This window comes from Flavobacterium azooxidireducens (assembly GCF_023195775.1).
GTDB classification, from domain to species: domain Bacteria; phylum Bacteroidota; class Bacteroidia; order Flavobacteriales; family Flavobacteriaceae; genus Flavobacterium; species Flavobacterium azooxidireducens.
The window spans coordinates 443,521-456,664 of the sequence record NZ_CP096205.1; the positions used below are offsets into that span (position 1 = coordinate 443,521).

Annotated in this window: 13 protein-coding genes; 6 read left to right on the plus strand and 7 right to left on the minus strand. The window is 32.6% G+C overall.

From position 1 onward, the window contains the following. Positions 1-21 precede the first annotated feature (21 nt). The 3 genes from M0M57_RS02040 to M0M57_RS02050 form a co-directional block, all read right to left on the minus strand. Positions 22-1,485: an aminoacyl-histidine dipeptidase gene (locus M0M57_RS02040; RefSeq protein WP_248434914.1), complete on the minus strand. Its 1,464-nt coding sequence runs from the start codon at positions 1,483-1,485 to the stop codon at positions 22-24. A gap of 300 nt (positions 1,486-1,785) precedes the next feature. Continuing rightward, on the minus strand, positions 1,786-2,400 hold the full coding sequence (locus tag M0M57_RS02045; RefSeq protein WP_248434916.1) for an MCP four helix bundle domain-containing protein: 615 nt from the start codon (positions 2,398-2,400) through the stop codon (positions 1,786-1,788). 162 nt (positions 2,401-2,562) lie between these two features. Beyond that, positions 2,563-2,820, minus strand: a complete 258-nt coding sequence (locus M0M57_RS02050) for a (2Fe-2S) ferredoxin domain-containing protein (protein ID WP_248434918.1) — start codon at positions 2,818-2,820, stop codon at positions 2,563-2,565. Between the two features lie 387 nt (positions 2,821-3,207). On the opposite strand from M0M57_RS02050, the gene M0M57_RS02055 reads away from it, so the two are divergent. Beyond that, positions 3,208-4,263, plus strand: coding sequence for a DUF3810 domain-containing protein (locus M0M57_RS02055; protein WP_326930595.1), 1,056 nt, complete (start codon positions 3,208-3,210; stop codon positions 4,261-4,263). 99 nt (positions 4,264-4,362) lie between these two features. Here M0M57_RS02055 and M0M57_RS02060 read toward each other — a convergent pair whose 3' ends face one another. Together M0M57_RS02060 and M0M57_RS02065 are read right to left on the minus strand one after the other, a co-directional pair. Further along, positions 4,363-4,827, minus strand: a complete 465-nt coding sequence (locus M0M57_RS02060) for a hypothetical protein (protein ID WP_248434920.1) — start codon at positions 4,825-4,827, stop codon at positions 4,363-4,365. Between the two features lie 69 nt (positions 4,828-4,896). Next, positions 4,897-6,201: an NAD(P)/FAD-dependent oxidoreductase gene (locus tag M0M57_RS02065; RefSeq protein WP_248434922.1), complete on the minus strand. Its 1,305-nt coding sequence runs from the start codon at positions 6,199-6,201 to the stop codon at positions 4,897-4,899. A 533-nt stretch (positions 6,202-6,734) separates the two neighbouring features. On the opposite strand from M0M57_RS02065, the gene M0M57_RS02070 reads away from it, so the two are divergent. Together M0M57_RS02070 and M0M57_RS02075 are read left to right on the plus strand one after the other, a co-directional pair. Then, complete coding sequence (locus M0M57_RS02070; RefSeq protein WP_248434924.1) at positions 6,735-7,229, plus strand: RNA polymerase sigma factor; 495 nt, start codon at positions 6,735-6,737, stop codon at positions 7,227-7,229. Positions 7,230-7,233: 4 nt separating this feature from the next. Beyond that, on the plus strand, positions 7,234-7,875 hold the full coding sequence (locus M0M57_RS02075) for a hypothetical protein (RefSeq protein ID WP_248434926.1): 642 nt from the start codon (positions 7,234-7,236) through the stop codon (positions 7,873-7,875). Here the strand turns inward: M0M57_RS02075 and M0M57_RS02080 are convergent. Both M0M57_RS02080 and M0M57_RS02085 read right to left on the minus strand, forming a co-directional pair. Next, positions 7,872-8,675 carry a lysophospholipid acyltransferase family protein gene (locus M0M57_RS02080; RefSeq protein ID WP_248434928.1) on the minus strand — a complete coding sequence of 268 codons (804 nt, stop codon included), beginning with the start codon at positions 8,673-8,675 and terminating at the stop codon, positions 7,872-7,874. The genes M0M57_RS02075 and M0M57_RS02080 overlap by 4 nt on opposite strands. Before the next feature lie 52 nt (positions 8,676-8,727). After that, positions 8,728-9,366: an NUDIX hydrolase gene (locus M0M57_RS02085; RefSeq protein WP_248434930.1), complete on the minus strand. Its 639-nt coding sequence runs from the start codon at positions 9,364-9,366 to the stop codon at positions 8,728-8,730. Here M0M57_RS02085 and M0M57_RS02090 point away from each other — a divergent pair. The 3 genes from M0M57_RS02090 (at position 9,355) to M0M57_RS02100 (ending at position 12,846) form a co-directional block, all read left to right on the plus strand. Beyond that, positions 9,355-10,059, plus strand: a complete 705-nt coding sequence (locus M0M57_RS02090) for a peptidylprolyl isomerase (protein ID WP_248434932.1) — start codon at positions 9,355-9,357, stop codon at positions 10,057-10,059. The genes M0M57_RS02085 and M0M57_RS02090 overlap by 12 nt on opposite strands. Then, positions 10,059-10,502 (plus strand): DUF4268 domain-containing protein, encoded by a 444-nt coding sequence (locus tag M0M57_RS02095; protein ID WP_248434934.1) that lies wholly within the window; start codon positions 10,059-10,061, stop codon positions 10,500-10,502. Before M0M57_RS02090 ends, M0M57_RS02095 begins: the two co-directional genes overlap by 1 nt. Before the next feature lie 331 nt (positions 10,503-10,833). Continuing rightward, positions 10,834-12,846, plus strand: coding sequence for an AAA family ATPase (locus M0M57_RS02100; protein WP_248434936.1), 2,013 nt, complete (start codon positions 10,834-10,836; stop codon positions 12,844-12,846). Positions 12,847-13,144 lie beyond the last annotated feature (298 nt).

Sequence of the window (13,144 nt, forward strand, 5' to 3'; positions counted from 1 at the left end):
TATTTTCTATTCTCTATATTCTTAAACTTTCACCGGAATATTCTCCAAAATCTCCAACACAAATTTCCAGTATTTTTGTGCAGATGAAATCGAAGCTCTTTCGTCAGGAGAGTGAGCTCCGTGAATGGTTGGTCCAAACGAAATCATATCCATATTAGGGTAGTTGGTTCCTAAAATTCCACATTCTAAACCAGCGTGACAAGCCACAACACTTGGTTTTGTACCGTTTTGTTTTTCGTAAATATTCACTAGAACATCTAAGATTGGTGAGTTCACATTCGGTGTCCAACCCGGATAGCTTCCACCAAAAGTCACTTCGCAACCCATTAATTCAAACGCAGAACGCAACGCATTTGCCAAATCAAATTTGGAAGTTTCTACTGAAGATCGTGTTAAACATTGAACGGTTATATTTCCTTCTTTTACGGTTACTTTTGCAATATTGTTGGAAGTTTCAACCAAGTCTTCCATATCAGCACTCATTCGGTAGACACCATTGTGAGCAGCATAAATCGCACGAATCAATCCTTCTTGAATGCCTAAATCCATTACTTTTTTCGGTAATTCGGTTTCTGTAATTTCAATGATTAAATTTGGTTCAGTGGTTTTGAATTCAGTTTTAATATTATCAATTATGTTTTGCATATCCAATTGGAAAGCTCCTTCATAAATAGCCGAAATAATCACTTTTGCCACACTCTCTCTTGGAATAGCGTTGCGTAAACTTCCACCATTAATTTCAGCAATTTGTAAACCAAAATTTTCAAAACCGTCAAATAACAAACGATTCATAATTTTGTTTGCATTTCCCAATCCTTTATGAATATCCATTCCGGAATGTCCGCCTTTTAAACCTTTAACAGTAATGATAAAAGCCAACGAATTCTCGGGAGTTTCTTCTTCTTTATAACTTCTTGTCGCGGTTACATCTACTCCACCGGCACAACCAATGTCGATTTCATCATCTTCTTCGGTATCTAAATTCAACAGAATTTCTCCGTTTAACAAACCGCCTTTTAACCCCATTGCTCCGGTCATTCCGGTTTCTTCATCAATCGTAAAAAGTGCTTCAATGGCCGGATGCGGAATGTTTTTACTTTCCAAAACTGCCATAATGGTTGCTACTCCCAAACCGTTGTCGGCTCCAAGCGTAGTTCCTTTGGCACGAACCCAATCGCCATCCACATACATTTCGATTCCTTGTGTGTTGAAGTCAAAATCGGTATCGTTATTTTTTTGATGCACCATGTCTAAATGCGATTGCATCACGATGGTTTTTCTATTTTCTAATCCTGCAGTTGCCGGTTTTCTGATGATGACGTTTCCAACTTCATCTTTGCTGGTTTCTAAGCCTAATTGCTTTCCGAAATCCATCATAAAAGCAATTACACGTTCTTCTTTTTTGGATGGTCGTGGTACAGCGTTTAAGTCGGCAAATTTATTCCAAAGTGCTTTGGGTTCTAGGTTTCTGATTTCTTGATTCATTTCTTTTGAGTTGCTGAGTTACTGAGTTGCTGAGTTTTTTTTCAGCAATGCAAAGTTACAAAGAAAATGAAGGTTTTTTGAAAATTGAAAAGGGAAAGTTTTTGAAAAATTAGAATCGAAACGTGTTTAGAAAATGTATTTCAAGTAAAAGCATAACTAATTCAAAATCCTTGTTACCTTAAATTTTCCATTGATTTACCTTTTGTTACCCTTCTACCAACTTATCTAAATAAATTCACTTTTTGTTGACAATTTTCAGTTCTAAAAATTCTTGAGATGTTCATTTCTTTTCTAGTTTGGTTAGTTCAGATTTGGAAATTTTGTATTTGAAACTAAACTTTTAGAAGTAAATACAAGAGCTTGAAGTACGATTAATATGATAACAATGATAACAAAAACAAACTGTGAAGATGTTTTTCCTGAGAGATACAATTCTTCAGCATGAGCCATAATTTGTTTAGACTCGGCTAACTGAATTGCAGAAAGTTCATTGAGAATTACTAACGCCTTGTTCGAATATTCTAATTTTGCTTGAAGAGTATGTTGACTGGATTCAAACTCTTTGAGTATAAGTAACAATTCATCTGCTTTGCTTGTTTCAACAGCCGTAAATTTAGTTTTTTGATAGGCATTGCTTACTGATACAACATCAGCAATTAAATTATTTACACTGTTGATTTTAATAACATCAGTCGAATCAGAATTTATTGCTTCTTTAATTTGATAAAAACCACTCGTCATTTTTAAAATAAATTCCTCAGCAATTAATCGGTCTTCATACAAGGTGCTGATTGCCTTTTTTACGTTTTCTGTATGAGTTCTGTCAATGTAATTACTAAACAACACCAATACACAAAGTGAAAAAAGTGCACCGGAAGCTGTCAATTTATTTTTTATACTGTAGGTCCATTTCATAGTTCTAAAGAATTTAAGACTTACAGATGTTTTTGTAAGTAACTCAAATATATAACATTTAAACCTATTCAAAAACAAGTTGGTATTTTAGAACTTTTAATTTAGTTTAGTAAAATGAATAATAACCTCAATTAAATTATAAAGAAAAAAGTGCGAAAAAAGTTAAGCGATATGCTTTTCGAAGAGTTTTTTAGCATCCTTAGTCGATACTTTGCCCACACATTCATTTTTGTGAATACACAAAACCGGAGCTTGTTTGCACATGCCTTGGCATTTCATTTTTTCAAAGGCAACCGTTTCTTTCAAACCATTGTCTTTGACTAAGTCTTTAAGACAATCTTTGATTTCTTTGTTGTATTTACAGCATTTTTTGCCGTCGCAGAAATAAATTACTTTTTCAGATTTTTTTGCTTTTCCCATGATTGAAAAATGATGCTACAAATGTAAAATATTATTCTTATTTATTCTAAATAAAGGAGTTAATTTTTTTTAGATTGTTGGATTTTTGGATTTTTAGAATGAAAGACTGGATGGAAAAGGATTTTTAGATTATTGGATTTTTAGAATGAAAGAACGGATGGAAAAGGATTGTTAGATTTTTGGATTACTAGAATTAAAGACTAGGCGAAAATCTAACAATCTAATAATCAAACAATCTAATAATCAAACAATCTAATAATCAAACAATCTAGTAATCAAACAATCTAGTAATCAAACAATCTAATAATCTAACAATCGAATAATCGAACAATCTAATTATCGAACAATCTAATTATCCAATAATCCAAAAATCCTATCTTTACGCCGATGATTCAAAAAAAATACATACTTCCACTTTTCCTTTTGATACAAATTATTGTATTAAAAATCGCTTCTTTATTTCCAAAGTTTATAGAAAATTATTACAGTAACGGAATCTATCCTATTATCTCAAAAATTTCCAGAACCACGTTTGGATTTACGTCTATTTCCATTGGTGATATTATTTACGGTATTGTTTTGTTTTTGGTTTTCAGATGGTTTTGGAGAGTGCGAAAAACCTGGAAAACAGCTTGGAAAGATAATTTGTTGAAGATTGTCAGTTTTGCATCCGTATTTTATTTTCTGTTTCATTTGTTATGGGCAACTAATTATCATCGTATTCCGATGTATGAAAAACTGGAGATTGACAAAGAATATTCTACTGAAGAATTAGAAGCTTTTACAATAAAATTGATTGAAAAAACGAATGCGATTCATAAACAAATTACACAAAATGATTCTGTAAAAGTGGTCGTTCCCTACTCTACTCAGGAAATTTTTGAATTGAGTGTAAAAAGCTATACTTCGGTTGAAAAAGAATTTCCTTTTCTATTGTATGAAAAGCCAAGCATCAAACCATCGTTAATCAGTGTTCCGTTGAGTTATATGGGATTTGGCGGCTATTTGAATCCGTTTACCAATGAAGCTCAAGTGAATGATTGCTTGCCAAAATATAATTTTCCGACTACAACGTTGCACGAAATGGCTCATCAAATTGGGTATGCCAGCGAAAGTGAAGCTAATTTTATTGGATTTTTAGCTTCTGTGAAAAGTGACGATATTTACTTTCAATATTCCGGTTATAGTTTTGCTGTGAAGCATTGTTTGCGAAATTTAGAACGCATTAAAGAAGGCAGCAGTGAAAAATTTTTACCGTTAATCAATTCAGGAATCATCAAAAACTTCGACGAAAGCAAACAATTTCACGAAGAATACAAAACGTTTTTAGAACCGATTTTCAAAACTTTTTACGACAATTTTTTGAAACTCAACAAGCAAAAAGACGGTTTGGAAGGATATAGCAAATTTGTGGGATTGATGATTGGAATGGAGAGGAAGTAAGCATTAGTTAGTTTTTAGCGGGAAGATAATTCTTCTAACTAAAAATTTTAAATTAAAAATCATTATAAATTTATAGCACGTAAAGTTTAATCGTTTTTCTTATTTTCTTCTAACATACAATCCGCTATTTGGATATATCATTTGGACTAGATATTTTTCTTCAGTATGATACTGATACCATCGCTTATATTTTTTATCTCTAAAATCAAAGACGTTTGCTATTAAATAAGGTTTTTTGAATAAGTTCTTACTTAATTCAATATCAAAATTAGCAACATCTTGCTTACCTCTTCTATAAGTATAGTAGTCAAAATGTAGATAAATCTTATCATATTTTGCTGAATCAATTACAGCCAAAATATCCTTACTCAAAATTAAATCACCTGGGTAATAATTTACAAAATATTTTGTTGTGTCTTTTTCATTTTCAATTATCAAATATAAATTAGCTAATTCCCCATATTGTAAAAGCTTATCATTGACTTGAATGATAAAATTTATATTTTGTGAAAAACATAATCTTGTGAAAATTAAAAAAATAATTGTTAATAGAGATTTACTCATAATTTTATTAATTAGAAATTGATAAGCAAAACTAACTGACAACTAAAAACTGACAACAGACAACTGATCCTAAACTTCATCCGCAACAAAAGAAGTCACATTTTTCTTTTTAAACGGTCTGATAATCAATCGTCCTTCACGGTCTAAACGGATGTAATTGTAAATCCAATTAGTCAACACTACCGCTTTGTTTTTAAATCCGATTAAGGAAAACAAGTGTACAAAAATCCAAACAAACCAAGCAAAAACACCGTGAAAATGAAATTTTGGTAAATCAACCACCGCTTTGTTTCTGCCAATTGTTGCCATCGAACCTTTGTCGTTGTAAACAAATGGTTTTAGCGGTTTCTTATTTATTTTTTTGACGATGTTTTCGCCCAACCATTTTCCTTGTTGCATGGCCGGTTGTGCCATCATTGGATGTCCAAACGGATTTTTATCAGACAACATCGCTGCAATATCGCCAATGGCAAAGATGTTATCGTAACCTTCTACTTGATTGAACTCGTTTACTTTTACTCGATCAGCTCTTGGAATGATGGCGTTTGTATCAATTCCGGACGGTAAAGCTCCTTGCACACCTGCTGTCCAAATTACGGTCGCTGATTCGAAAGTTAAATCGGTGTTGGTTGTTACGGTGCTTCCGTCATAACCAGTTACACGAACATTTTTCCAGACATTTACACCTAAGTTGATAAGAAAATCCTCGGCAGCTTGTGATGATTTCTCACTCATAGTATCCAAAATTCTTTCTCCGGATTGAATGAGGTTGATTTGCATTTTTCGCACATCTAAATCGGGATAATCTTTGGGAAGAATGGCTTTTTTCATTTCGGCCAAAGCTCCGGCTAATTCTACTCCGGTTGGTCCGCCACCCACAAGCACAAAATTGATCAAACTGTGTCGGTCGTGAATATCGTTGGTCAACAACGCTTGTTCAAAGTTTTCAAGAATCAAACTTCTGATGTTGAGTGATTGCGGAATGGTTTTCATTGCCACACTATTACGTTCGATTTCTTTGTTGCCAAAAAAATTAGTTTTGGAACCGGTGGCTAACACTAAATAATCATACCGCAAATCGCCAATGTCGGCTTTTACTTTTTGATTTTGCGTATCGATTTCGTTGACAAAACCTAGGCGGAAATAAAAGTTTTGGTATTCTTGGACCACTTTTCGGATTGGGTAAGCGATTGAACCGGCTTCTAATCCGCCCGTAGCTACTTGATATAAAAGTGGTTGAAATGTATGGTAATTGTGTTTGTCGATTAACACGACTTGAACACGTTGATTTTTGAGGCTTTTGGCGAGTGCAATTCCGGCAAATCCGCCACCGATGATGACGATTCTGGGAAGATTGGTATTTGGGATATTCATAGTTTTAAGTTACTGAGTTGCTGAGTTACTGAGCTACTGAGATTTTTGTATGACAAAGATAGTGAGTTTTAACATTTTAAAAATTATTCCTTTTCTGGTGTGTTAAATTTTAACTGAATTTTATCATTTTTGGTTAGTATGGGAAGTTTTAGGAACACCGATTTTTTGCCACAAAGAAAAAAAGGCACAAAGCTGAGGGTTGCGGGTTTAAAAGTTGCGGGTTGCGGGTTGTGACCACAAATTGTAAAAAATAAGATAAATTATAAATTAATAACTTGTCGAAAAAGGATTACTCGCAACCTGTAACCCGCAACCCGCGACTTTTAAACTCGCAACTTCTAGCCCCGATAGCAGTGGAAAGCCTTTTGCAGGATTGTTGCAGTTTTTCTTGGGTAAAAAGAGCGACCTTGGGAGCTACTTTTTGCCCTTAGAAAAACGCAGCAAGACAAAAAAGCTTGGAACGGATAGCGGGATTGGCTTCTGAAAATAATTGTATCTTGTAACAAATTTTATATTCTGACTACTAACTGAACATGAGCAATTCACTGGAGCAATCTTTTGTTACGCAATTAAAGGAAAATCAGAACATCGTTCACAAGATTTGTCGTTTGTACACGTCGGGTGAAGATGCTCACAATGATTTATTTCAGGAAATTACGATTCAGTTATGGAAAGCGTTTCCGAAGTTTCGTGGCGACTCTAAATTTTCAACGTGGGCGTATCGTGTAGGATTGAATACTGCTATTACGTTGTATCGAAAAAGCACGCGAACGGTTGCTACGACTGATATGGAAGGCAAAAAACAGTTCATTGCTCCCGATGATTATAATTTTGAAGAAGAAGAACAAATTAAATTGTTATACAAAGCCGTGCAACAATTGAATGATATTGAAAAAGCACTGGTTTTTATGTATTTGGAAGATAAAGATTACGAAGAAATTGCCGAAACGTTGGGTATCAGCGAGGTAAATGCGAGAGTGAAAATGAATAGAATTAAAGGAAAATTAAAAAAAATCGTTAATCCATAAGTATATGACTGAGGAATTGGATTTATTGAAAAAAGCTTGGAAAAAAGACGCACACTCGTATGAGCAAGTGACGGAAAACCAAATATATAAAATGATTCACAAACGATCGTCTTCCATTGTAAAATGGATTTTGATGATTAGTATTGCCGAATTGATTTTGTCATCAGGTTTAAATTTTCTGACTGTTGACGACAACTATCTTAAAACTTTGGAAATGTATCATATTGATACACTATTTCAAGTTTTAACTATAGTGAATTTTATCATTCTTGTAGTGTTTATCTATGTGTTTTACAAAAATTTTAAAACAATATCTACAACAGATACAGTAAAAAAATTAATGAGTTCAATTATTAAAACTAGAAAGACTGTACAATATTATATTTGGTATAATCTATTTATGGTTGCGTTTATTTTTATTGTTGTTTCAATTTCACAAGTAATGTATGAACCAAATATAAAAAATGCATTAAATAATATTGATTATGCAGATTCTAAAATATTCTGGATTGTAATTATTTTAAGTTATTTAGCTTTATTCGCTATAACTTTTGGATTATTTTGGTTATTCTACCGCTTGATTTATGGTTTCTTAATGAGAAGATTACACAAAAACTATGAAGAATTAAAGAAAATGGATTTTTAATATTCCCACATTCTTTTTTTGTCTAATTCTTTTTGTTCTTCTAAAACTTCAACCGGAATCACTTTGAGTAAAGATGGATGTTGCTCAATAGCATATTCAATTTTTTCAACAATCTCATCAATAGATTCGTTGTCATAATCAATATCGAGTGGTTCTTTGATGACCATCGATTGAAGTATTCCTTTTTTCTTGATGCGAAGTCCTTTTCGATCAAACGAACGTCTGAAACCATCAATTACAATTGGCACAACAATCGGTTTGTGTTGCTTTATGATGTGAGCCGTTCCTTTTCGAACCGGTTTAAACGAACGAGTTGTTCCTTGCGGAAAAGTAATTACCCAGCCATCATCTAAGGCTATTTTTATATTCTCTGTGTCGTTCGGATTTACTTCTCGTTTAATGTCTTGACCTTTAGCTCGCCACGTACGTTCTACCGTAATTGCTCCCGCATACGCTAGAATTCTAGGCAATAAACCTTCTTTCATGGTTTCACTGGCAGCAACGTAATAAATATTTAATTTAGGATTCCACAAGTAGCCAACATTTTTGATATTATCATCACGACCACTCAAACTAGCGTTGAAAACATGAAACATCGCCACTACATCGGCAAAATAAGTTTGGTGATTAGAAATAAACAAAACGCCTGTTTCAGGTAGATTTTTGATAATTTCTGAACCTTCGATATGCATTTGATTAAAGCCGCGATAACGTTGGTGCGTCATGACGCCAAAAATGCGTATGAGCCATTTTTTTAAAAACAGAATATGTCCGAAAGGATTTCTTTTAAACAATCCCATAATTAGTCTTTTGTTGGAAAAATTGATTGCGAATTTATAAAAATCAAATCAATTAAAGTACCATTTTAATAGTTTCTTTTAACTCACTCATCATCATAGCCGTAGCACCCCAAACAACATATTCTTTCACCAAAAAAGCAGGAACATCAATTTCATTGGCATATGATGTGGTTAATTTTCTCATTACCACATTATTATCATCCAAAAAATCACGTAACGACAATTCAATAATTCCAGCAACTTCATCTTCTTGCATTACAAATTCCAATTCTTTTTGACTTATTCCTAAAAAAGGCGAAACCAAAAAATTACTGGGTGGAATGTAAACATCTGTGAACGATTTAACGATTTCTACATGCATTCGATCCACACCAATCTCTTCTTCTGCTTCACGCAAAGCGGTTTGTGCCAACGATTCATCTTCTAATTCTACCTTTCCACCCGGAAAAGCAATCTGAGACGAATGAACGCCCGGATAGGTATTTCTAACAATCAACACCAAATGCGTTTCATTATTTTTAGGATAAAAAAGCATTAATACTGCAGCTTTTCTGGGTTGATACGAATCATAATCAATCTCCTTCAACAACTCTTGCCGAAACAAAGGAGCCATTTTTAAATGAGCACTTGTAGCAGGAAGCGATTCTTTTGCTATTTTTGGAACATATTTTAAAAAATCATGAAATTCCATAAAGTCATCCTTTTTTTGCTAATTTTTTCAATCTTTTCGTGCGAAAAGAAAACTAAAGATACTACAGAAAAAAATAGAGAGCAAAAAAATGATTCAGTCAACATAAAAAATAATACTAAAAAACCAAAATATGATTTAGAAACAATCGTACTTACAGATGAAAATGTAGTTGATTTTTTAACTTGGTATGGCGAAAGAAATCTTGAAAACAAAGTACTTATCGAAACAAAATATGGAAATATTGAAGTCGAATTATCAGATAAAACGCCTTTGCACAGAGCCAATTTTATCTATTTGGTCAAAAAGAACTATTTCAATACAACTTATTTTCATCGAGTCGTAAAAAATTTCATCATTCAAGGTGGAAGCTCAGACGAGTCCATTACCAAAAAAGACAGACAAAATATTGGAAAATACCTCATTCCTCCCGAATTCAACAACACACTCAAACACCATTACGGAGCCTTAGCTTCCGCAAGACTATGGGAAGAAAACCCTGAAAAACTCAGTAATCCTTATGAATTCTATTTCGTTCAAAACAAAAACGGAGCCCATCATTTAGACAAAGAGCACACCGTTTTTGGCAAAATAACCAAAGGTTTTGAAGTAATGGATGAAATCGCCAACCAAGAAACCGACAAAAAAGAATTTCCACTTTTGAATATAAAAATCAAAGTAACCCTCATCAACTAATGTTCAGCAAAGAAGAAGCACAAAAAATAAAACGTGAATTTTGGATAACCTTCGCTCAGGAATATCCAAAAAAATGGTTGCTCTACAACACCAAAATAAAAGATGTAACCTTCAAATTTCATGTCGATAACAAAAAAGCCATGGTTTCTTTAGATATCGAACCCAAAGACGAAGAGCACCGAAAAATCTATTTCGAAAAAATCGAATCACTCAAAACCATTCTTTTAGAAAACTATTTACCAGAAGCCATCTTCGAAAAAAACTTCCATCTTGAAAACGGAAAAATCATCAGCCGTATTTGGGTCGAAATCGATAACATCAGCATCAACAACAAATCCACTTGGAACACCATTTTCAGCTTTTTTGCAGAAAAAATGGAATCCTTCGAATACTTCTTCTACGAACACGAAGACTACATTAAAGACTTAGATATCAACACCTAACCTGAAACTTCAAACCTAAAACGAACCATTATGGCGTGCCCCTCCGCAAGCTCCGGGTCGGGCTTTCCGTTACAAGTCCTCGTTCGTCGTGCCTCCTCTCTGTGGGCTTTACGCTGCTATCCCTCACGCAAATTAGTGCTAGGAAGAGATTTGATTTTTTATTTAAAATTGTATGATAATGTTAATTTATGAGGAATTTTTGTATTTTAGTATGATATAAAACGATACAAACCTTATACAAACTAGCAGAAATTAGGTGTATGAAAGTTTGTTTTAGGTATATTTGAGATACATCATAAAAATGGAGAGTTCAATGTAATCATAATATTCAATGAAAATAAATTACAAATCAGACTATATTTCTATCAAAAGCTTTAGTCCTATTGAGATTAATGATTTTTCTATCTTAACAGGAAAAAATGGTTCTGGAAAGACACATTTTTTAAGTGCATTAAAAAAAGGTCATATTGAAATTCAGGGAATTGATAAATCTGAAATAGTATATTATAACTACAATGATTTTACAGTATTTTCAGGTAATATTCAACAAAATCCTCAATACCAAAATCGATTAAATGAGTGGAATAACGAGAAACAACAATATCTAAATAAAATAAAAAGTTATAAAACAAAAGTAATAAAACTTGAAGCGGAGCAAAGAACTCTGACAGAAAATATTATTTATAAACATGCAAAAAACCCAAATTTTGATTTTGACTCCTATTTTGGAAAGGAAGGGGATTTTGAAATATTAAAACAATTAATTGGAGTTCCTAACCTATCATTAGAATTAATGAAAAAACGTAAGTTATTATCACCTTCGTTTTTTCAATTTGTACATGAATACTTGAATAAGGCAAAAGGAAAAATTGAGGACCTATCGTATGAAAAGCTAAAACCAGTTTTTAACGAAGTAGTAAAACTTTATTCGAGTTCAATTGATGAACGTATAAAAAATGAAGATGAGGATCTATATACGTTTTTGACAAACACTTTTCCAGATAAAGATATTTCAAAAATTAATGCAAACGACTTTGAATCACCTAACCTATTTTTAGAAGATATAGTTAATGAAGAAAAGGAATATCAGTTAAAGAAAACGGAGAATATAATAAACAAAGCAAAAGCCCTAGACTATAAAGAACAGGTAACATTTTTAGAAGCAGATGAGTTTATAAAAGTAAATGGTTTGTCTCCAATTGAACAAATTAATGGAGTTTTAGCTGAATATGATTGTAATGGCTATTATTTATACTCAGACGCCAATCAAAAATTTCTTGGAGTTGATAAAAACAATATCAAAATCCCTGTAAGTCTTCAACACAAAGAAAAAAAATATACCACCAATTTTGATCAGTTATCATCAGGAGAAAAGACTTTAATTGCTCTTTCTATCTTCATTCATAAAACAAGAAAAAAAAGAATTATTCCAAGAGTATTATTGCTAGATGAAGTTGACTCTTCATTGCATCCTTCAATGATTAATAGACTTTTAGATGTAATTCAAAATTTATTTGTAAAAGAGCAAAAATTTAAAGTGATATTGGCTACTCACTCTCCAACCACAGTAGCTTTAAGTCCTGAAGATTCCGTTTTTATCATTGAAACTAATGGAGAGCACATAATTAGAAAAGAGTGCAAAGAAAAAATTGTCAATATCCTAACTGAAGGTATTGCAACAATAAACGTTGAAGATACAAAAATAGGGATCAATTATAATATTTCAAAAACTGAGTTGCCAATTCTTTTTACAGAAGGGATCACTGACAAAATTATTCTAGAAACTGCGTGGTCAAAACTTTATGGTAATGAAATGCCATTTTTTATTCAAGATTGCTTTGATGCTTCATTTTTAGGAAATCTATTTAGAAGAGCAGAAGATGCTCAAGATGGTATTTTTGTTAATTATTCTGACAAAATTTTTATTGCACTTTTTGATTTTGACCAAGAGGGATATAATGTATGGAATGGTTTGAAGAAAAAATATACAATGATTGAAGATAACCCTAAAAAGGCTCTAACAATAAAGCATAAGTCCTTAAACGCATATGCGATTTTACTTCCAGTTCCTGAAAATAAAGAGATTATTAATCAAGTAATAAAATCAGAAAATTTGACTTACGAGAATGAATCTATACTTACGATTGAATTATTATTCTATGGAATAGAATCCTTAGAACAATATTTCAGAAAAAATAAAATAAAAGGTGGAGGTGAAATTATAGAATTTAAAGGGAAGAAAAGAGATTTTGCTAATAGTTTAATTGCTTTAAACAAAGATGATTTTAAGCATTTAATTCCAATTTTTGAAAAAGTTAACGAAATAATAAATTCGAATGCATAAGTGTGCAATTAATTACAGAGCGTGGGTATTCAAACGATACAGTTAATGTAAAAAGTTATTGTAATTAATAGAAAAGTAGTTCGAATCCCCCCCTCTCTCACGATTCCCTTCATATGAAGAAAAGAAGATAAAATAAATCCCCCGCTGTCGCACGAATCCCTTCGTGTGACGAAAAAAAACTACATTAATCACCCCGCTGTCGCACGAATCCCTTCGTGTGACGAAAAAAAGACTTCATTAATCACATTGAAAAAAATCACTAATTAGAAATTCTTACAAAGCGAGCCTTATCATAATT